The organism is Xanthomonas arboricola, assembly GCF_002940665.1.
Taxonomy (GTDB): Bacteria; Pseudomonadota; Gammaproteobacteria; order Xanthomonadales; family Xanthomonadaceae; genus Xanthomonas; species Xanthomonas arboricola_B.
This window is the reverse complement of sequence record NZ_MIGY01000002.1, coordinates 21,381-39,680: the sequence shown is the minus strand read 5'-3', so window position 1 is coordinate 39,680 and position 18,300 is coordinate 21,381. Positions and strand designations below refer to the sequence as shown.

Here is an 18,300-nt window from a genome sequence, read left to right as displayed (position 1 = left end):
TGCTTCTGCTGTAAGCGCAGCTGCTGCACGGGCTGGTCGCTGCGAACGTATCATTTCAGCTTGATTTCGCGCAGACGTTCTTCCAGAAAACCGTGCGCGGTGATCGGCTCGGGATAGCGGCTCGGATTGTCGGCGGTGATGCACGAAGGCAGCACGTCGATCAGGAAATCCGGATTGGGGTGCAGGAAGAACGGCACCGAATAGCGCGGCTTGCGCGCCTGTTCGCCCGGCGGATTGACCACCCGGTGGATGGTGGACGGATACACGTGGTTGGTCAGGCGCTGCAGCATGTCGCCGATGTTGACCACGATGGTGTCGGCATCGGCAGTGAACGGCACCCACTCGCCGTCGTTGGAGCGTACTTCCAGCCCGGCCGCGCTGGCACCGACCAGCAAGGTGATGAAATTGATGTCGCCGTGCGCCCCGGCGCGCACGTTGGGAATGTCGTCGCTGGTGATCGGCGGGTAGTGGATCGGCCGCAGGATCGAATTGCCGTTGTTGGTCTTGTCGACAAAGTAGTCCTGCGGCAGGCCGATATGCAGCGCCAGCGCCGACAGCACGCGCGAGCCCAGCTGGTCCAGCTGCTGGTACAGGCGATAGCCGCGCTCACGGAAACCGGGCACCTCTTCGGGCCACAGGTTCGGCGACATCACCGCGCGGTACGGCGAATCGTCCGTGATCTCGCGGCCGATGTGCCAGAACTCCTTCAGGTCGAAATGCTTGGAATCCTTGGCGGTCTCCACGCCGAACGCGGTATAGCCGCGCGCACCGCCGCTGCCTTCGACGTGATAGCGACGCTTGACCTGCTCAGGCAGCGCGAAGAACGCCTTGAACACGTCATACGCCGCGTCGATGTCGGCTTGCGCGATGCCGTGGTTGCGGATGCCGGCAAAGCCCCACTGCCGATAGGCCGCACCGAGCTCGGCGACGAAAGCGTCGCGGTCGCTGTCGAAACGGGTGATGTCCAGGGTCGGGATGCGGGCGCTCATACGGATATCTGCAGTTGAAGTCGGGAAGTCAAAAGGAAAGCCTGCCGCTCAGGACAGCAGGCGATACAGCAGGTAGAACGTCGCGGCCTTGGCAAAGACCACGCAGACACCAATGATCAGCGACTCACGCCGCGTCACGCACGGCTCCGGAGAGACGGTCGAGCGTGTCCTGCATCAGACCGGCGTCGTCGGCCTCCACGGTCACGCGCACCACCGGCTCGGTGCCGGAAGGACGCAGGAACGCACGCCCACGGCCCTGCACGGCGGTCTGCGCCTGCTGTAGCGCCTGCTGCACGCCGGCGGCCTCGACAATCGCCTTGGCGGCACCGCCGTCCAGCCGCACATTGACGGTCTTCTGCGGCACCTTGCTCAGACTGCCCAGTGCCTGGCGCAGGCTCTGTCCATCGCGCCCCAGCGCCTCGAGCACCTGCAACGCACTGACGATCCCATCGCCTGTTGTGGCGCGATCCAGACACAGCAGATGGCCGGAGGTTTCGCCGCCCAGCGTGCCGCCACCTTCGACCAGGGCCTGGTGCACATAGCGGTCGCCGACCTTGGCACGCTGGAACGGGATGTCCGATGCAGCCAGCGCCTGCTCCAGGCCGTAGTTGGTCATCAACGTGCCGACCACGGTGCCGGTAAGCCGGCCGCTGGCCTGCCAGGAACGCGCGAGCACGTACAGCAGATCGTCGCCATCGACCGGGTTGCCCTGGTCGTCGGCCATCAGCACGCGATCACCATCGCCATCGAAGGCGATGCCGAGCTGTGCACCGCTCTCGCGCACCTTGGCGGCGAGATTGTCGATATGGGTGGAGCCGACACCGGCATTGATATTGAGCCCGTCGGGTGCGGCACCGATGACGACCACGTCCGCACCCAGCTCGCGGAACAGCATCGGCGCGATGTGATACGTCGCGCCGTGTGCGCAGTCCAGCACCATCTTCAGGCCATGCAGGGTGAACCCGCGCGCCACGCTGGCCTTGCAGAACTCGATGTAACGGCCGATCGCATCGCGGGTGCGGATCGCCTTGCCCAGACGCTCCGATTCCACGGTGTGGAACGGCTCGTCCAGCGCGGCCTCGATCGACGCTTCGGTGGCGTCATCGAGCTTCTCGCCTTCGGCGGAAAAGAACTTGATGCCGTTGTCGTAGTGCGGATTGTGCGAGGCGCTGATCACCACGCCGGCATCGGCGCGCAGGGTGTTGGTCAGGAAGGCGATGGCCGGAGTCGGCATCGGGCCGATCAGCTGCACGTCGGCGCCGGCGGCGACCAGGCCGGCCTCCAGTGCGGCTTCGAACATGTAGCCGGAAATCCGGGTGTCCTTGCCGATCAGCACCAGCGGACGCTTGCTACGGCCACGGGTCAGCACGCGACCGAGCGCATTGCCCAGCCTCAGCACGAAATCGGCCGAGATCACGCCCTGCCCGACCCGACCGCGGATGCCGTCGGTTCCAAAATACTTGCGACTGCTCATGCGTTGCGGTGTTCCTGCCTACGGGTGGGCGCACACGCAGCAGCGCGTGCGAAGTTGTCGCGCGCGCGCGCAACCACCGGCCTCATGCAGCCGCGTCCTGCGGATGCGGCTGACGCATCATCATCGCGGTCAGATCGGCGATGCGGTCGCGCATTGCGCGACGATCGCAGATCTGGTCGATGGCACCGTGGTCGAGCAGGAACTCCGAACGCTGGAAGCCTTCCGGCAAGGTCTCGCGCACGGTTTGCTCGATCACGCGCGGGCCGGCGAAGCCGATCAACGCATGCGGCTCGGCGATATTGATATCCCCCAGCATCGCGAACGAGGCCGACACGCCACCGGTGGTGGGATGGGTCAGCACCGAGATGTACGGCAGGCCGGCCTCGCGCAGGCGACCGAGCGCAGCGGATGTCTTGGCCATCTGCATCAGCGAGAACAGGCCTTCCTGCATGCGTGCGCCACCGCTGGCGGAGAAGCACACGAACGGACAGCCGACTTCCAGCGCCACTTCGGCCGCGCGTGCGAAGCGCTCGCCGACCACCGAGCCCATCGAGCCGCCCATGAAGGCGAAGTCGAAGGCGGCGGCCACCAGCGGATTGCCCTTGAGCGTGCCGCGCATGGCGATCAGCGCGTCGTACTCGCCGCTGCTCTTCTGGCTGGCCTTGATGCGCTCGCCGTAGCGCTTCTGGTCCTTGAACTTGAGCACGTCGACCGGACCCAGCTGGGCGGCGATCTCGGTGGTTGCGGTGTCGGGATCGAACAGCGAATTCAGGCGCGCGCGCGCGCGGATGGCCATATGGTGGTCGCACTTGGGACACACCTCGAGGTTTTCCTCGAGCTCGGGGCCGTACAGCGCGCTGCCGCAGTTGCTGCACTTCTCCCACAGGCCCTCGGGGACGCTGCGCTTCTTGGCCGGGGTGTTCTCGGTGCGGATGCCGGAGGGCATCAATTTGCTGAGCCAGCTCATTCGATTCCGTAAAAGCACCCCCTATGGGGCATCAGAATGCGGAGTGTAAACCAGCCCGGCGCCCGACGCTTTCGCAGACCTACGCGGCGAAACACCAGCAAGATAGTCGAGCGGACAGCCGCCGATCGGCACAGGCTTTTACAAGCAACGCGATTATGATATTAGCGACCTGGCGCCCAGGGATCGGGGCTGGAGTGCTCCAGCAGCCATACGCCTGCTTAAATGCGTATCGCCCAAACGAAACAAGCCCCCTAGAAGCCTCAGTGAACAAGGATCGATCATGAAAACACCGGCATGCATTGCAGCTCTCTTACTCCTGGTCTCCGTTATCGGTAGCAGCCAAGCCCAAGTAAAGATGTGCGGAACTGAGACCAGCGCACAGCTTCCAAGCAAGACGACGTCGCACATCAATCCAGATGGCTCGATGACAATAAGGGTACCTACTGGCTGGTTCATGTTTACCCAGGAAAAAGGTGTCTGGGCAATCAGTCCGACCGCCATCCTGACCTGCGCATGTCCTGGAGGATCTGGATGCAGCCCCACGTTACTTCCCAATGGTCAGACTTTCTGTGCAATGAGCTCAGACTGCACACAATGCAACCGTGGTGGAAGCACAGCGATGTACCCGGTTCGGCAGGATCAAATAGGTGCGACCTTTGCCAGTGCTGACGAAGTCAGAAGCTTGCCGCGGATCGATGCACGCCTGCTGTCGGTCCCCGACGTCAGAAAGGATCTACTTGCATTCAAAAAGACCCTGGACATTCCGGTGGACGCCAGCGGGCGCGATGCGGTGTGGATCCGTCTGTATGGTTATGTTGCACCGATGGATGTCCCCGATGGCTATCAGATCCCCATGACTGGCTCTGCAACTGAGAATATGGCACTAGGCTTGCTGGCAAGCCAATCCATTCAGGTCCCTTCTGCCGCAGTGAAATGTAGTTGCGCTAGCGGCGGAAGTTGCAAGCTTGAGTCCAATTTCGGGGTCAAGGTATGCAATGCAGCCGCGTGCGCAACCTGCAGCATGACGTATTGATCGTAGCGCGCATCAGCGATCCAGTGCCTGGCGCAGCGGGACCAGGAAGGCTTCGGCGCGTTCGCGGGCGCTGCGGACGTCGGCAGCTTCGGCCAGCGCGGCGACCAGGGCGCTGCCGACCACCACACCTTCGGCGTCGACGGCCATTGCGGCGGCGCTGGCAGCGTCCTTGATGCCGAAACCGGCCACCACCGGGGCCCCGGCACGCCGACGCAGCTGGCGCAGGCGGTCGCTGGCGGCATGGGTGTCGAGCAGATTCGAGGCGCCGGTGACGCCGGCGAAGCTGACGTAGTACAGATAGCCCTGGGCACTGCTGCACAGCATGTCCAGGCGCTGCTCGCTGGTGGTCGGCGAGGCCAGCGCAATCAGGGCTAGGCCGACCTCGGTGAAGACGGCGCGGGTCTCGGCCGCTTCTTCGGGCGGCAGGTCGACCAGGAGCAGGCCATCCACTCCGGCAGCGACAGCGGCTTGCGCGAAGCGCCGGGTGCCGTGGATCTCGATCGGGTTGAGGTAGCCCATCAACACCACCGGCGTGGTGGCGTCTTCACGACGAAATTCGTGCACCGCCTCCAGCACGTAGGCCAGGCCGGCACCACGGCCCAGCGCGCGCTCGGAACTGCGCTGGATGGTGGGGCCGTCGGCCATGGGATCGGAAAACGGCACGCCGAGCTCGATGACATCGGCACCGGCACGCACCAGCGCATGCATGACCGGCACGGTGGCTTCCAGCGACGGGTCGCCGGCAGTGATGAAGGGGATGAGCGCCTTGCGGCCATCGGCGCGCAGGCGCTGGAAGGTTTCGTCGATACGACGCATTGAAAGACCTTGCAAAAGTTTAGAGGCGGTACGACCGCTTCAATGGATGTCCTGGTACATGGCAGGCGGCAGTTCGGCCAATGCCTGGGCCTCGACCTCGAGGTCGAAACTGTCCAGGCAGCAGCCGCAGCCGCTGTTCTCCGAGCAGGTACGGATCTGCGGCGCCCAGCGGTCGAGCCAGGCGAGCAGCAGCTCCTGTTCGCCTGGCTGGTCGGCCAGCGCGGTCACGGTGACGCGCCGCAGTGGCATCAGACCTGCACGCCTTCGCGCGCAGCGATGGTGTGCACGTCCTTGTCGCCACGGCCGGACAGGTTGCACAGGATCAATGCGTCCTTGGGCATCTCGCGCGCGAGCTTGATCGACTGCGCCACTGCATGGCTGGATTCGAGTGCGGCCAGGATGCCTTCGGTATGCGCCAGCAGGTGGAAGGCGGCCATCGCTTCGTCGTCGGTGATGCCCTGATAGACCGCGCGGCCGCTGTCGGACAGAAACGAATGCTCAGGGCCCACGCCCGGGTAATCCAGACCGGCGGAGATCGAATGGGTTTCGGTGATTTGGCCGTCGTCGTCGCAGATCACATAGGTGCGGTTGCCATGCAGCACACCGGGGCGCCCGGCCGCGATCGACGCCGCATGGCGGCCGGAGGCGATGCCGTCGCCGGCCGCTTCGGCGCCGTAGATCCTGACGCCTGGGTCGTTGAGGAAGGCATGGAACAGGCCGATCGCGTTACTGCCGCCGCCGACGCAGGCGCTGATCGCATCCGGCAGGCGGCCGAAGTCTTCCAGCATCTGCGCGCGCGCTTCGCGGCCGACAATCGCGTTGAAGTCGCGCACCATGCGCGGATACGGATCCGGGCCGGCCACGGTGCCGATGATGTAGAAGGTGTCCTGCACGTTGGTGACCCAGTCGCGCATCGCCTCGTTGAGCGCATCCTTGAGCGTGGCCGAGCCGGAGGTCACCGGGATCACCGTGGCACCCAACAACTTCATGCGGTAGACGTTGATCTTCTGCCGCTCGATGTCGGTGGCGCCCATATAGACCACGCACTCCAGGCCCAGCCGCGCGGCCACCGTGGCACTGGCCACGCCATGCTGGCCGGCGCCGGTCTCGGCGATGATGCGGGTCTTGCCCATGCGGCTGGCCAGCAGGGCCTGGCCGATGGTGTTGTTGATCTTGTGCGCGCCGGTGTGGTTGAGGTCCTCGCGCTTGAGCAGGATCTGCGCCCCACCCACTTCGCGGCTCAGGCGCTCGGCGTGATAGATCGGGCTGGGCCGGCCGACGTAATGCTTGAGATCCTTGTCGTACTCGGCAATGAAGGCCGGATCCTGGCGCGCCTGGTCGTACGCGGCAGCCAGCTCCTGCAACGGGCCGATCAAGGTCTCGGCGACGAACCGGCCCCCGAACTTGCCGAAGTGGCCGGCAGCGTCCGGATAGGCGTGAAAGTCACTGATGGGCTGGGCCGACATGGGAATCCTCTGCAGCGATGCGGTCATACAAGAGGCATTACTGTAGCGCAGCCACGGCGCGCGATAAATCGATAAGATTGCTGCAACCTGTGACCTGGACTCACATATGAGCACACTGCTTCCGCCACTGGCAGCGCTGCGCGCGTTCGAATCCGCCGCGCGTTTGCAGAGCGTCAGCCGGGCCGCGCAAGAGTTGCACGTGACCCATGGCGCCATCAGCCGGCACATGCGCTCGCTGGAACAGGCGCTGGGCGCGGCGCTGTTTACCCGCCAGGGCCGCGGCCTGGCGCTGACGCCTGCCGGCGTCCGGCTGCGCGATGCGACCGGCGAAGGCTTTGCGCTGATCGGCGACACCTGGGCCGCGTTGCGCCGCCCCACCAGCGAGGCGCCGCTGGTGCTGGGCTGCTCGGGCAGCCTGCTCGCGCGTTGGGTCATCCCGCGGCTGGGCCGGCTGCAGCGGGATCTGCCGCAGGTGCGCCTGCACCTGTCGGCCAACGAGCAGGCGCCTGGCCCGGACCTGGATGGCCTGGATGCGGCACTGCTGCTGGACACCCCGCCATGGCCAGGCGACTGGCAGGTGCACGAGCTGGGGGTGGAGTGGATCGGTCCGGTGCTGAGCCCGCAGCTGGCATCGGCGACACAGCTGGCCGGCAAAGCGCCTGCCGCCCTGCTCGATCACGCCTTGCTGCACACCCGCTCGCGCCCGCAGGCCTGGCCGGAGTGGGCGCAAAGCCACGGCCTGGCGCCCGACGCGCTGCGCTTCGGCACCGAATTCGAACATCTGGTCTACCTGCTGGAAGCGGCCGCCGCCGGCCTGGGCGTGGCGATCGCACCGCAACCGCTGGTTGCCGCAGACCTGGCCGCCGGACGCCTGCTGGCGCCGTGGGGCTTCACGCCAACCCGCGGCCGCTGGGTGCTGTGCGCCGCAAGGCGCAACCCGGACCCGCGCATCGAACAGCTTGCCGGCTGGTTGCGTAGCGCACTTTCAGAAGATCAGCAGGGCACCACGGATGCCGCAAGCGCCTGATTGGAACGCTCAGTGGTCGGAGAAACTACGACCAAGCAATCAATCACCGGGAATTGGATAACCCAAGAGTAATCAAAACAACCAGGCAGACTGCCCGCTCCGATTCCCCAATCCCGATTCTCAATTCCCCAACTCACCCCATCTCATGACAATCGGCCCGGCGCACTTCTTCAACGAACTTGCGCATCATGTGGCCGTCCTTGATCCCGGGCGCCAGTTCCACGCCGCTGGACACGTCCACGCCCCACGGCAACGTTGCCACGATCGCATCGAACACGTTATCGGCGGTGATGCCGCCAGCCAGCAGAAACGGGCGATGCAGGCCGGTGGGCAGGCGCGACCAATCGAAGGTCTTGCCGGTACCGCCGCCCGCGCCAGGCGCATGGCTGTCGAACAGGAAACCGGCGGTGTTGGGATAGGCGAGCTGCAAGGTCCGCGCGTTGGCGTCCTCGCCGTTGGTCCCGCCGCTGCCCATCGGCACCGCCTTGAGATACGGCAGGTTGAAGCTGCGGCAGAACGCGTCGTCTTCCTCTCCATGGAACTGCAGCAAGGTCGGGCGCACCGTGCGCACCACCTCGCGCACTTCTTCCTTGGAATTGTTGCGGAACAGCGCTACCACATCGACCATCGGCGCGGTGGCCTGGCGCATCGCGCGCGCCTCGGCCGGCGCCACGCGGCGCGGGCTGCCATGCGCAAAGATGAAACCTACCGCGTCCACACCCAGCTCGCCGGCCAGTCGGATATCACCGGCGCGGGTCATGCCACAGAACTTGATGCGGGTGCGGTACAGCGATCGATTCATTGGGTCACCTCAGCGGGCAGATGCCACTCTGCGGGATACAACGGCCCGATGAAGACCAGGCCTTGTGGCGGCGCTGTCGGCCCGGCCACCGTGCGGTCGCGGCCGGCCAGCAACGTCGCGATCCAGTCGCCCGGTTGTTCCCCGGTTCCGATCAGGATCAGCGAGCCAACAATATTCCGCACCATGTGATGAAGGAATGCATTGGCCTGGACCTGCACTTCCACCACCTCGCCGATGCGGTGCACGCTGATGGCCTGCAGGTTGCGGCGTGCGTGCAGGGCCTGGCATTGCACGCTGCGAAATGCGCTGAAGTCGTTCTCGCCCAGCAAGGCCTGCGCGGCAGCGTGCATGGCATCGGCATCCAGCGGGCGCCGTTCCCAGCTCAAGGTCTGACGATACAGCGCCGGGCGTATCTGCCGATTGAGCAGGCGATACCGGTAGCGGCGTGCGCGTGCGGAAAACCGCGCATGGAAGTCGGCCGCGGCCGGCACGCACCAGCGCACCGCGATCGAAGGCGGCAGGCGCGCGGTGGTGCCCAGCATCCAGCCACGCGGCGCGCGGTGCGCGTCGCTGTCGAAATGCACCACCTGGCATTCGCCGTGCACGCCGGCATCGGTGCGGCCTGCGCACACCACCTGCACCGGGGCATCGGCCACCGAGGACAGCGCCGCCTGCAGGCTGGCCTGTACGCTCGGCCCGCCATGTTCACCCAACTGCTGCCAGCCCTGGAACTCGCTGCCGTCGTACTCCACGCCCAGCGCGTAACGCATCGGAACCTGCCTGTTGTCGAATCGATGGAGCGTGCGCGGACTAGCTGACCGCGCGCTCGGACCACACCGCCAGCGTATTACCGCCCGGCTCGCGGAAATGAAACCGGCTGCCGCCGGGAAAGCCGAACACCGGCTTGAGGATCTCGCCACCGGCCGCGCGAACGCGCTCGGCCATGGGCTCCAGCGCGTCGGCATACAGCACGACCAATGGGCCAGCGTCTGCCGGCGCTGCGCCAATGGCGCGATAGAAGCCACCGTCCAGACGGCCGTCATTGAAGGCCAGATAATCCGGACCATAGGCCTGAAACTGCCAGCCGAACACGGCTTCGAAAAAGGCGCGGCTGGCCTCCAGATCGAGCGAGGCGAATTCCACGTAGTCGATGCGGCGCTCGCGTGCGGCGGCCATGCTGTCCAGCGCAGGGCTCATGCCAGGCGTTCCAGCAGTTCGGCGGCCTCGGCGCGGGTGGCCTCGTCGCCGGTTGCGGCGACTTCCAGCAGCAGACCACGCGCGGTGTCCCTGTCGCCGAGATCCATGTAGGCAACCGCCAGTTCCAGACGATCGCGCCCAGCCGAGATGAACTCTCTGCTGGTCACCGCACTGGGCGCAGCGACGGGAGCAATGGGTGCCGGATCGACATCCAGGCTGTCCTGCGCGGCGACAGCTGCGGAGGGCACGCCCGGCGGGAGATCGTTGCTGACATATGCAGCGCCTGCAAGCTGCCGCTCGCCGTCCTCCGGTTCTGCGTGCGCGGACGTCGTCTGCTGCGGCACCGAATCCTGCGGCGCAACGAACTCCGGCTGCACGACTGGAGGAGCTGGCGGCGTTGCACGCAACGAGCGCCAATCCTCGCTGGCGACCACCGGCGGCGCTGCGACAGACTCGGACAGCAGCGGCTCTCGACGCAGCACATCGGACAGCGGTTGCTGCGTCTGATAGGCGCGTTCTTCTTCGCGCAGATCGGCCTGCTCGAATTCGGGTTCGTGCAGCACATCGTGCTCGCTGGGCACAGTGGCCTGCGCATCGTCCTGCGGCGCGGCGGCGTCTGCCGCAGCCCGGACAGGCACGAAATCGAACTGACGCCGCGGCAACGGCGGCAGCGGCGAGGGTTTGCGCCGGCGTGCCGCCAGCCAGGCGACGACCGCCGCGACGATCAACACCAGGCCACCGATCAGCCATAGCGGAAACCCGCTGCCCTGCTGAGCCGCAGCCGGCGTCTGCGACAGCCGCTTCTGCGCGGCCGCCAGGTCGGTGTCCTTCATGGCGATCAAGGCTTGTTGTTGCTGCTTGAGTTTTTCCAGATCGGCCACGCGGGTGCGCAGATCCTGCAGTTCCGCATCGCGGGTGGCGATGTCTTCCCTGGCCTGTTGCAACTGTTGGTTGGCCGCCATGTCGCCCTCGCCTTCGGCACTGGTACCGGACGTAGCGCCGGCGGTATTGGTCTGACTCGCCACTGCAGGGGCGATCTCGAGCCGCGCGCCGGCACCTGCCGACGTCGCAGCTGAGGCAAGCGCGGGCGTTGCAGCGGCAGCGCCGGCCTCGGCCGGCTGCGGAATCGCCGAGCGCGCCTGTCGCCACTGCACGGCCTGCTCGCGCACCATCACCGCCGCTTCGGCGGCGCCGACCTGCGCCAACGCATCTTCCTGCGGGGTGCGCAGCACTGCGCCCTGCTTCAACCGGTTGATGTTGCCGCCGATGAAGGCGTCCGGGTTGGTACGCAGCAGCGCCAACATTGTCTGGTCGAGCGAATGTCCGCTGGAACGGGCCACGGCGGCAGCGATCTCCGACAAGGTCTGGCCCGAGCGCACCGCCGGCAACGCATCGCCGGCCGGCAGCGGCGCGGCAGCGCGTGTGCTGGAACGTGCGCCGGGCGCCACCGTGTCGGCGGCCTGCCCAGCGCGCTCGGCAGTGGCGGCCGGCGCAGCGGCCGGCGCGCGTGCGATGGCGTTGCTGGCCCCGGCGCGCGGCGCCTCGATGCCTGGCTCGGCAATCGCCGCGGCGGTGTTGGGCGCATCGACCAGTGCGGAGTATTCGCGCACCAGCCGGCCCTGGCCCCACTCCACCTCGATCAGGAAGTTGATCGCCGGCTGCTCCACGGCCTGGCTGCTGGTCACGCGGATCACCGCACGCCCGCGCGCGTCCTGCGCGAACTGGAATTGCAGGTTGCTGACCAGGCCCTGCGGGCGCTCCAGGCCGACCCGTGCGAACGTGGTGGCCGATGCCAGCGCCACGCGTGCGTTGTCGAGTTCGCCCGGCTCGTTGGAGATGACCGGAATTTCGGCCACCAATGGCTGCCCGGGCCTGGATAGCACCCGGATATCGCCCAAGCCCAATGCCATGGCAGCGCCGCTGCAGGCCATCAGCAGCAGCGCACCTATCCCTTGTATCGGACGCATCGCGCCCCCGCCCCTATGTTTCATGGGCATCAATATAGCCGCTGCATGAGCGAAAAAGTCGGCGACCGGACGCAGAGCGCACATGCCGCCGCGATGCCGCGGTGCCATATCCATGCAGCAGGCCATCGACAACGCATTGGCAGGAGCGCGCTTGCGTACGAGGAGGCATCACAGAGAAACTCCGTCGCGCGCCAGCGCGCTCCTACGGAAGTACCATGATCAGCCTTCCTGTGCGACCAGCTCGGCCAGCTGCACGGCGTTGAGCGCGGCGCCCTTGCGGATGTTGTCCGAGACGATCCACAGATTCAGGCCGCGCGGATGCGACAGGTCCTCACGGATACGGCCGACGAACACCGCGTCCTTGCCGGAGGCATGCGTGACCGGCGTCGGATAGCCGCCGGGCTTGCGTTCGTCCACCACTTCCACGCCGGGCGATGCAGCCAGCAGCGCGCGCGCGTCTTCGACGCCGATCTTGTCGCGGGTTTCGATCGCCACCGCTTCGGAGTGACCGTAGAACACCGGCACGCGCACCGCGGTGGGATTCACCTGGATGGAGTCGTCGCCCAGGATCTTGCGCGTCTCCCAGACCAGCTTCATCTCTTCCTTGGTGTAGCCGTTGTCCTGGAAGTCGTCGATGTGCGGAATCAGGTTGAAGGCGATCTGCACCGGGAAGCGTTGCGGGTCGATCTGCTGGAAGCTCAGCAGCTCGCTGGTCTGCTTGCCCAGCTCTTCCATCGCCGAGCGCCCGCCGCCGGAGACCGACTGGTAGGTGGCCACATTGATGCGCTCGATACCGTACTTGCGGTGGATCGGGCCGAGCGCGACCAGCATCTGCATGGTCGAGCAGTTGGGGTTGGCGACGATGCCGCGCGGGCGCTGCTTCAGCGCTTCGGGATTGACCTCCGACACCACCAGCGGCACGTCGTCGTCGTAGCGGAACGCGGAGGAATTATCGATCACCACCGCGCCGGCGGCGGCGAACTTGGGGCCGTACTCCTTGGACACGCTGCCGCCTGCGGAGAACAGCGCGATGTCCACCCCGGTGGGATCGAAGTCGGCCAGATCCAGCACATCGACCTTGCCGCCATTGAACTCCACCTGCCCGCCTGCCGAACGCGAAGAGGCCAGCGCGTACAGGGTGGCGACCGGGAAGTTGCGCTCGGCCAGGATGCTCAGCATGGTTTCGCCGACAGCGCCGGTGGCGCCCACGACCGCGACGTTGAAACGACGGTTTTCGTTGCTCATGAGATTGTCTTTATCGAATAAGGAAAGAAGGGAACGCGCTTGCGCAGTGGGTTCGGGGAACCTCCAAAGCTGGCCGCGGAGGTTCCCTATCGTTTGGTCGTGATGGTTTTGCCGGCGCCGGTGCTGGTCGCTTCGCCAGCGCGCGCGCCGCCCTGTTTGGCAGCAGCCACTGCATCGGCATTCAGCGCGCTCGGCGGATGGCCGGCATTGGGGCCCTTGCCCAGCGCGGCAATCAGGTTGTCCACCGCCAGCTGCACCATCGCGCGGCGCGTGGCCAGGCTGGCGCTGCCGATATGCGGGGTGAGCACGACGTTGCGCAGGGCAAGCAGTTCGGGACGGACGGCCGGCTCGCCTTCGTAGACATCCAGGCCGGCACCGGCCAGACGCCCGTTGGCGAGCGCATCGGCCAGCGCGATTTCATCGACCAGGCCGCCGCGCCCGATATTCACCAGCGTGGCGGTGGGGCGCATCTTGCCCAGCGCCGCGGCATCGATGATGTGGTGCGAGTCCTTGCTGTAAGGCAGCACCAGCACCAGGTGATCGGCCTGCGCCAGCAACGTATCGCGGTCCACGTACTGCGCGCCGAGCGCCTGTTCGGTGGCGGCCGGCAGCTGGCTGCGATTGTGGTACAGCACGCGCATGCCGAAGCCGTGCGCGCCGCGGCGGGCGATGCCCTGCCCGATCCGGCCCATGCCCAGGATGCCCAGCGTGCTGCCGTGGAGATCGGCACCAAGCATGGTCTTGAACGACCACTGCCCCCACTGCCCGTCGCGCAGCCAGCGCTCGGCTTCGGTGATGCGGCGCGCGGTGGCCATCAGCAAGGCAAAGCCGAGATCGGCTGTGGTCTCGGTCAGGACATCCGGGGTGTTGCTGGCCAGGATGCCGGCTGCGCTGAGCACGTCCAGATCCAGGTTGTTGTAACCCACGCCGACGTTGGCGATCGCGCGCAGTTGCGGCGCAGAGGCGATTTCCGCCGCGCCGATACGCTCGTTGAGGGTGATCAGCGCACCGTCCAGCGACGCCAGCCGCGCAGCCAGCTCGGCCGGCGAATACGCGGTGACGCGCGCGGTGGTGGTCAGCTCGAAATGCTCGCCCAGCTGCGCGACGACATCGTCGAACAGCGGCTGGCTGACCCACACCTTGACGCGTGGCGACTCAGACATCGGCCTGACCGGGAATGCGTGGCGCCACCTCGCCGACATCGCCGCACTGGGCGCGATGACGCAAGGCCTGGTCCATCAACACCAGCGCCATCATCGCCTCGGCGATCGGGGTGGCGCGGATGCCGACACAGGGGTCGTGGCGGCCGGTGGTGATCACATCGACCACCGCGCCGTCCGCATCCACGGTCGCGCCGGGCAGGCGCAGGCTGGAAGTCGGCTTAAGCACCATCGAGGCGGTGATCGCCTGGCCGGTGGAAATGCCGCCCAGGATGCCGCCGGCATGATTGCTGAGAAAGCCTTCCGGGGTGATCAGGTCGCGGTGTTCGGTGCCCTTCTGCGCGGCGCTGGCGAAGCCGTCGCCGATCTCCACGCCCTTGACCGCATTGATGCTCATCAAGGCGGCGGCCAGTTCGGCATCGAGCTTGCCGTAGATCGGCTCGCCCCAGCCCGCCGGCACGCCACCGGCCACCACGTCCACGCGCGCACCGACCGAGTCGCCGGACTTGCGCAGCGCGTCCATATAGGTTTCCAGCTCGGGCACCTGCTCGGCATGCGGCCAGAAAAACGGATTGTCCTCGACCGCATTCCAGTCGAAACCGGTCGGGCGGATCTCGCCCAGCTGCGATAGAAATCCGCGCACCAGCACGCCGTAGCGCTGCTTGAGCCATTTCTTGGCGATCACCCCGGCGGCCACGCGCATGGTGGTCTCGCGCGCGGACGAGCGCCCACCGCCACGCGGGTCGCGGATGCCGTACTTCTGCCAATAGGTGTAGTCCGCGTGCCCGGGGCGGAACTGCTGGGCGATGTTGCTGTAGTCCTTGCTGCGCTGATCGGTGTTGCGGATCAGCAGGCCGATCGGCGTGCCGGTGGTGCGGCCTTCGTAGACGCCGGACAGGATCTCGATCTCGTCGGCTTCGCGGCGTGCCGAGGTGTGCCGGCTCTTGCCGGATGCACGCCGCTGCAGATCGTGGGTGAATTCTTCCGGTGCGATCTCCAGGCCCGGCGGGCAACCGTCGACCACGCAGCCGATCGCCGGCCCGTGCGACTCGCCGAAGGTGGTGACCGTCAACAGGCGGCCGAAACTGTTACTGCCCATGACGGCATCCTCTCAACAGTGCAGCAGGTGGCGTGGCGCGCAGGATGCGCGGCAGGTGACGTGCCGCCACCAGCAACGGCGCCACCGCCAACAGGCCGCTGAACACCAGTACAAATGCATCCAGCCTGTCGCGCTCACTGAGCAGCCAATCGGCGAGCAGGTACAGCGCAACGCCGATTCCGACCAGCAGGCCGAGTGCCACGATGAGCGTGCGGCGCCGGTGCGCACGCAAGGCCGCATCCGAACTGACCACCACGATCCACGCCGATACCAGGCCGAAAAACGCCATCAGGCCGAAGCCGATCTCCGCCCCCGCGCTCAACCAGCGCTGTGGCGAGGGACCGCCGTACATCGGGTCGAACAGGCGGTACACCACGTCGACCAAACCGAGCGGAATGCCGACGCCGAAGATGGACACCGGCACCAGCAACAGCAGATCGCTCAGCTGCGGCCGCGCGATGGACGACTCAGCGCGCACTGGCCAGCTCGGCGATGCGCGCGCCGTGCGCGACCAGCTCGCGGCATTCGACCGCGAAGATGCCCATCTGCCCGACCTTGAACTCGACCCAGGCCAGATCCACTTCCGGCAGCAGCTTGATCAGGTGCTGCTCGGACTCGCCCACTTCGCAGATCAGCAGGCCATCTTCGCTGAGGTGCTGCGGCGCATCGCGCAGGATCTTCAGCACCAGATCCAGGCCGTCGTCGCCGGCACGCAGACCCAGCTCCGGCTCGTAGGAATACTCCTGCGGCAGTGCGTCGGTTTCGTCGTTGGTGACGTACGGCGGATTGGTGACGATCAGGTCGTACTGGCGGCCACCCAGCCCGGCGAACAGGTCCGACTTGAGCAGGGTGACATTGTCGGCATGCAGGCGCGCCTTGTTTTCGGCGGCCAGTGCCAGCGCGTCGTCGCTGATGTCCACGCCGTCCACGTCCCACTGCGGGTTGTAGTGGCCCATGGCGATCGCGATGCAGCCCGAACCGGTGCACAGGTCCAGCGCGCGGGTGACTTCGCGGCCGCCCAGCCAGGGCTCGAAGCCGGCCTCGATCAGCTCGGCGATCGGCGAACGCGGCACCAGCGCGCGCGCATCGCTCTTGAAACTCAGCCCGGCGAACCATGCCTCGCCGGTCAGGTACGCCGCCGGCACGCGCTCGTGGATGCGGCGCTCGAACAAGCCCAGCACCTGCTCCTTTTCCGAGCGCAGCAGGCGCGCCTGGCCATAGGCCGGCCCCAGATCGTGCGGCAGATGCAGGCTGTGCAGGACCAGTTGGGTGGCCTCGTCCAGCGCATTGTCGTAGCTATGGCCGAAGGTCAGACCGGCTGCATTGAAACGGCTGGTGCCGTAGCGGATCAGGTCGATGATGGTGTGCAGTTCGTCGGCCGCGGCGGCAGTCATGGCAACAACTAAAGAGGAATCGGCCCCCGATTATAGAGGTCGGATCGGTATCATGAGCGTCCGTTGCACTGGAAACCGCCATGTTCAATCGCAATACCGGCATCGTGCTGCTGGTGGCGCTGGCCGCCGGCCTGGGGCTGTTGCTGGGCCAGAAGTTCCTCGGCGCCGCGCCCAGCTCGCCCTGGCCGCCCACCCGGACCATCACCTTCTATCCGCAACCACGCACGCTGCCGCAGTTCAGCCTGCGCCAGTCCGACGGCACCCAGCTGGTACCCGGTGAGCTGAAGGGACATTGGACGCTGGTGTTCCTGGGCTTCACCTTCTGCCCGGACGTCTGCCCGACCACGCTGACCGATCTGGCGGTGGCGCAGCAGCAGTGGGAAAGCATCCCCGATGGCCTGCGCCCGCGCGTGCTGTTCGTGTCGGTGGACCCGCAGCGCGACCCGCCGGCGCGCCTGGGCGAATACGCGCATGCCTTCCACAAGGACACCCTGGCCGCCACCGCCGAGGTGCCGGCGCTGCAGCGCTTCGCCACCGCGCTGGGCTTCGTGTTCCAGAAAGTGCCCGGCAAGGGCTTTGCGGACAATCCCAACGACTACAGCATGGATCACTCGGCCGGCATCGCCGTGCTCGACCCGCAGGGCCGCCTGACCGGACTGATCCGTCCCCCGCTCGACCCCAAGGCGATCGCCGCCGACCTCCAGCAACTGACCAAGGTAACCGCTCCGTGAGTCTCGTCACTTCCCTGACCTACGTGCTGCCGCACCGGTTGCTGTCCTCGCTGGCGCGCGCGCTGGCCTATTCCGATACGCCGTCGACCAAGCAATGGTTGATCGACACAGTCACGCGCAAGTTCGGCGTGGACCTGGGCGAGGCGCTGGAACCGGACCCGCGCGCCTATCCCACCTTCAATGCATTCTTCACCCGCGCCTTGAAGCCGGGCGCACGCGTGCCCGACGCCGATCCTGCGGCGCTGCTGATGCCCGCCGACGGCCGCATCAGCCAGCTCGGCCCGATCGAGAACGGCCGCATTTTCCAGGCCAAGGGGCAGTCGTTCACTGCCGCCGAGTTGCTCGGCGACGCCGAAGCGGCACTGCCGTTCAACGACGGCCTGTTCGCGACCGTCTACCTCTCGCCCAAGGACTACCACCGCGTGCATATGCCGTGGACCGGCACCCTGCGCGAGACCGTGCACGTGCCCGGCCGCCTGTTCAGCGTTGGTCCGGATGCGGTGCGCAATGTGCCGCGGCTGTTCGCGCGCAACGAGCGCCTGGTCTGCCACTTCGACACCGACTTCGGCCCGATGGCCTCGGTGATGGTGGGCGCGCTGCTGGTGTCGGGCGTGGAAACGGTGTGGAGCGGCGTGGAGATCCCGCGCTACGGCGACCGCATCACGCGCAAGGATTATCGCGGCAAGGGCATCGTGCTGGAGCGGTTTGCGGAGATGGCGCGCTTCAATTACGGCTCGACCGTGATCGTGCTGCTGCCGCCAGGTGTCGCAAAGCTCGACGGCGGACTTGCCGCGGAGACATCGGTGCGCCTGGGGCAGGCGCTCGCACGTCGCCAGCCGAGCTGATCACGGCGGCGCGCCTGCGATTGCCCGCTTCTGCACGCAAGTGATGCAACGCAGCGACGTCCTCGTAGGAGCGTGCCTGACCGCGACA

The 18,300-nt window shown here is 66.6% G+C and carries 19 protein-coding genes; 4 read left to right on the top strand and 15 right to left on the bottom strand.

Translation table 11 applies throughout. From position 1 onward, the window contains the following. Positions 1-50 precede the first annotated feature (50 nt). The 3 genes from XarjCFBP7645_RS07060 to accD form a co-directional block, all read right to left on the bottom strand. Positions 51-989 carry an isopenicillin N synthase family dioxygenase gene (locus tag XarjCFBP7645_RS07060; protein WP_104536830.1) on the bottom strand — a complete coding sequence of 313 codons (939 nt, stop codon included), beginning with the start codon at positions 987-989 and terminating at the stop codon, positions 51-53. Between the two features lie 124 nt (positions 990-1,113). Beyond that, a complete protein-coding gene (glmM, locus tag XarjCFBP7645_RS07055) occupies positions 1,114-2,463 on the bottom strand; it encodes a phosphoglucosamine mutase (protein WP_104536828.1) in 1,350 nt (449 codons plus the stop codon). Positions 2,464-2,545: 82 nt separating this feature from the next. After that, positions 2,546-3,430 (bottom strand): acetyl-CoA carboxylase, carboxyltransferase subunit beta, encoded by an 885-nt coding sequence (accD, locus tag XarjCFBP7645_RS07050; protein WP_104536826.1) that lies wholly within the window; start codon positions 3,428-3,430, stop codon positions 2,546-2,548. A gap of 280 nt (positions 3,431-3,710) precedes the next feature. Here accD and XarjCFBP7645_RS21350 point away from each other — a divergent pair, with 280 nt between their 5' ends. After that, on the top strand, positions 3,711-4,463 hold the full coding sequence (locus XarjCFBP7645_RS21350; protein ID WP_146096297.1) for a hypothetical protein: 753 nt from the start codon (positions 3,711-3,713) through the stop codon (positions 4,461-4,463). A gap of 12 nt (positions 4,464-4,475) precedes the next feature. On the opposite strand, the gene trpA is transcribed toward XarjCFBP7645_RS21350, so the two are convergent. Genes trpA through trpB form a run of 3 tightly spaced genes read right to left on the bottom strand, consistent with a single transcriptional unit; the run spans position 4,476 to position 6,745 of the window. After that, positions 4,476-5,279, bottom strand: a complete 804-nt coding sequence (gene trpA / locus XarjCFBP7645_RS07045; RefSeq protein WP_104536825.1) for a tryptophan synthase subunit alpha — start codon at positions 5,277-5,279, stop codon at positions 4,476-4,478. A gap of 39 nt (positions 5,280-5,318) precedes the next feature. Beyond that, positions 5,319-5,528, bottom strand: coding sequence for a hypothetical protein (locus XarjCFBP7645_RS07040; RefSeq protein WP_104536822.1), 210 nt, complete (start codon positions 5,526-5,528; stop codon positions 5,319-5,321). After that, entirely contained in the window at positions 5,528-6,745 is a 1,218-nt protein-coding gene (trpB, locus tag XarjCFBP7645_RS07035) for a tryptophan synthase subunit beta (RefSeq protein WP_104536820.1), read from the bottom strand. The genes XarjCFBP7645_RS07040 and trpB overlap by 1 nt, the downstream gene beginning before the upstream one ends. A 106-nt stretch (positions 6,746-6,851) precedes the next feature. Here trpB and XarjCFBP7645_RS07030 point away from each other — a divergent pair, with 106 nt between their 5' ends. Further along, the gene (locus tag XarjCFBP7645_RS07030) at positions 6,852-7,772 is read left to right on the top strand and encodes a LysR family transcriptional regulator (protein WP_104536818.1); all 921 of its coding nucleotides are present in this window, start codon (positions 6,852-6,854) and stop codon (positions 7,770-7,772) included. 133 nt (positions 7,773-7,905) lie between these two features. Here the strand turns inward: XarjCFBP7645_RS07030 and XarjCFBP7645_RS07025 are convergent, their stop codons facing one another. From XarjCFBP7645_RS07025 to prmB, 9 genes are all read right to left on the bottom strand, one after another. Continuing rightward, entirely contained in the window at positions 7,906-8,574 is a 669-nt protein-coding gene (locus XarjCFBP7645_RS07025) for a phosphoribosylanthranilate isomerase (RefSeq protein ID WP_104536816.1), read from the bottom strand. Next, a complete protein-coding gene (gene truA / locus XarjCFBP7645_RS07020; RefSeq protein WP_104536814.1) occupies positions 8,571-9,344 on the bottom strand; it encodes a tRNA pseudouridine(38-40) synthase TruA in 774 nt (257 codons plus the stop codon). Before truA ends, XarjCFBP7645_RS07025 begins: the two co-directional genes overlap by 4 nt. A 40-nt stretch (positions 9,345-9,384) precedes the next feature. Then, positions 9,385-9,771 carry a VOC family protein gene (locus XarjCFBP7645_RS07015; RefSeq protein WP_104536812.1) on the bottom strand — a complete coding sequence of 129 codons (387 nt, stop codon included), beginning with the start codon at positions 9,769-9,771 and terminating at the stop codon, positions 9,385-9,387. Further along, positions 9,768-11,738: a FimV/HubP family polar landmark protein gene (locus XarjCFBP7645_RS07010; RefSeq protein WP_181126238.1), complete on the bottom strand. Its 1,971-nt coding sequence runs from the start codon at positions 11,736-11,738 to the stop codon at positions 9,768-9,770. Before XarjCFBP7645_RS07010 ends, XarjCFBP7645_RS07015 begins: the two co-directional genes overlap by 4 nt. Before the next feature lie 219 nt (positions 11,739-11,957). Continuing rightward, positions 11,958-12,983, bottom strand: a complete 1,026-nt coding sequence (locus tag XarjCFBP7645_RS07005) for an aspartate-semialdehyde dehydrogenase (RefSeq protein ID WP_104536811.1) — start codon at positions 12,981-12,983, stop codon at positions 11,958-11,960. Between the two features lie 86 nt (positions 12,984-13,069). Continuing rightward, positions 13,070-14,146, bottom strand: a complete 1,077-nt coding sequence (locus tag XarjCFBP7645_RS07000; RefSeq protein ID WP_104536809.1) for a 2-hydroxyacid dehydrogenase — start codon at positions 14,144-14,146, stop codon at positions 13,070-13,072. Further along, positions 14,139-15,242 carry a chorismate synthase gene (gene aroC, locus XarjCFBP7645_RS06995; RefSeq protein WP_039522212.1) on the bottom strand — a complete coding sequence of 368 codons (1,104 nt, stop codon included), beginning with the start codon at positions 15,240-15,242 and terminating at the stop codon, positions 14,139-14,141. Before aroC ends, XarjCFBP7645_RS07000 begins: the two co-directional genes overlap by 8 nt. Beyond that, entirely contained in the window at positions 15,232-15,720 is a 489-nt protein-coding gene (locus XarjCFBP7645_RS06990) for a hypothetical protein (RefSeq protein ID WP_104536807.1), read from the bottom strand. Before XarjCFBP7645_RS06990 ends, aroC begins: the two co-directional genes overlap by 11 nt. Beyond that, on the bottom strand, positions 15,710-16,636 hold the full coding sequence (gene prmB / locus XarjCFBP7645_RS06985) for a 50S ribosomal protein L3 N(5)-glutamine methyltransferase (RefSeq protein WP_104536805.1): 927 nt from the start codon (positions 16,634-16,636) through the stop codon (positions 15,710-15,712). The genes XarjCFBP7645_RS06990 and prmB overlap by 11 nt, the downstream gene beginning before the upstream one ends. 80 nt (positions 16,637-16,716) lie before the next feature. Between prmB and XarjCFBP7645_RS06980 the strand changes: the two genes are divergently transcribed. Both XarjCFBP7645_RS06980 and asd read left to right on the top strand, forming a co-directional pair. Next, entirely contained in the window at positions 16,717-17,367 is a 651-nt protein-coding gene (locus tag XarjCFBP7645_RS06980; RefSeq protein ID WP_104536803.1) for an SCO family protein, read from the top strand. Next, the gene (gene asd / locus XarjCFBP7645_RS06975; RefSeq protein WP_104536801.1) at positions 17,364-18,212 is read left to right on the top strand and encodes an archaetidylserine decarboxylase; all 849 of its coding nucleotides are present in this window, start codon (positions 17,364-17,366) and stop codon (positions 18,210-18,212) included. The genes XarjCFBP7645_RS06980 and asd overlap by 4 nt, the downstream gene beginning before the upstream one ends. Positions 18,213-18,300 lie beyond the last annotated feature (88 nt).

Excerpts from the sequence above, each read along its gene's own strand:
- glmM (WP_104536828.1), bottom strand. The coding sequence starts at position 2,463 with ATGAGCAGTCGCAAGTATTTTGGAACCGACGGCATCCGCGGTCGGGTC.
- XarjCFBP7645_RS06980 (WP_104536803.1), top strand. The coding sequence starts at position 16,717 with ATGTTCAATCGCAATACCGGCATCGTGCTGCTGGTGGCGCTGGCCGCC.
- aroC (WP_039522212.1), bottom strand. The coding sequence starts at position 15,242 with ATGGGCAGTAACAGTTTCGGCCGCCTGTTGACGGTCACCACCTTCGGC.
- XarjCFBP7645_RS07015 (WP_104536812.1), bottom strand. The coding sequence starts at position 9,771 with ATGAGCCCTGCGCTGGACAGCATGGCCGCCGCACGCGAGCGCCGCATC.
- XarjCFBP7645_RS07000 (WP_104536809.1), bottom strand. The coding sequence starts at position 14,146 with ATGTCTGAGTCGCCACGCGTCAAGGTGTGGGTCAGCCAGCCGCTGTTC.
- truA (WP_104536814.1), bottom strand. The coding sequence starts at position 9,344 with ATGCGTTACGCGCTGGGCGTGGAGTACGACGGCAGCGAGTTCCAGGGC.
- trpB (WP_104536820.1), bottom strand. The coding sequence starts at position 6,745 with ATGTCGGCCCAGCCCATCAGTGACTTTCACGCCTATCCGGACGCTGCC.
- XarjCFBP7645_RS07025 (WP_104536816.1), bottom strand. The coding sequence starts at position 8,574 with ATGAATCGATCGCTGTACCGCACCCGCATCAAGTTCTGTGGCATGACC.
- XarjCFBP7645_RS07005 (WP_104536811.1), bottom strand. The coding sequence starts at position 12,983 with ATGAGCAACGAAAACCGTCGTTTCAACGTCGCGGTCGTGGGCGCCACC.
- prmB (WP_104536805.1), bottom strand. The coding sequence starts at position 16,636 with ATGACTGCCGCCGCGGCCGACGAACTGCACACCATCATCGACCTGATC.
- accD (WP_104536826.1), bottom strand. The coding sequence starts at position 3,430 with ATGAGCTGGCTCAGCAAATTGATGCCCTCCGGCATCCGCACCGAGAAC.
- XarjCFBP7645_RS07030 (WP_104536818.1), top strand. The coding sequence starts at position 6,852 with ATGAGCACACTGCTTCCGCCACTGGCAGCGCTGCGCGCGTTCGAATCC.
- XarjCFBP7645_RS21350 (WP_146096297.1), top strand. The coding sequence starts at position 3,711 with ATGAAAACACCGGCATGCATTGCAGCTCTCTTACTCCTGGTCTCCGTT.
- XarjCFBP7645_RS07040 (WP_104536822.1), bottom strand. The coding sequence starts at position 5,528 with ATGCCACTGCGGCGCGTCACCGTGACCGCGCTGGCCGACCAGCCAGGC.
- trpA (WP_104536825.1), bottom strand. The coding sequence starts at position 5,279 with ATGCGTCGTATCGACGAAACCTTCCAGCGCCTGCGCGCCGATGGCCGC.
- XarjCFBP7645_RS07060 (WP_104536830.1), bottom strand. The coding sequence starts at position 989 with ATGAGCGCCCGCATCCCGACCCTGGACATCACCCGTTTCGACAGCGAC.
- XarjCFBP7645_RS07010 (WP_181126238.1), bottom strand. The coding sequence starts at position 11,738 with ATGCGTCCGATACAAGGGATAGGTGCGCTGCTGCTGATGGCCTGCAGC.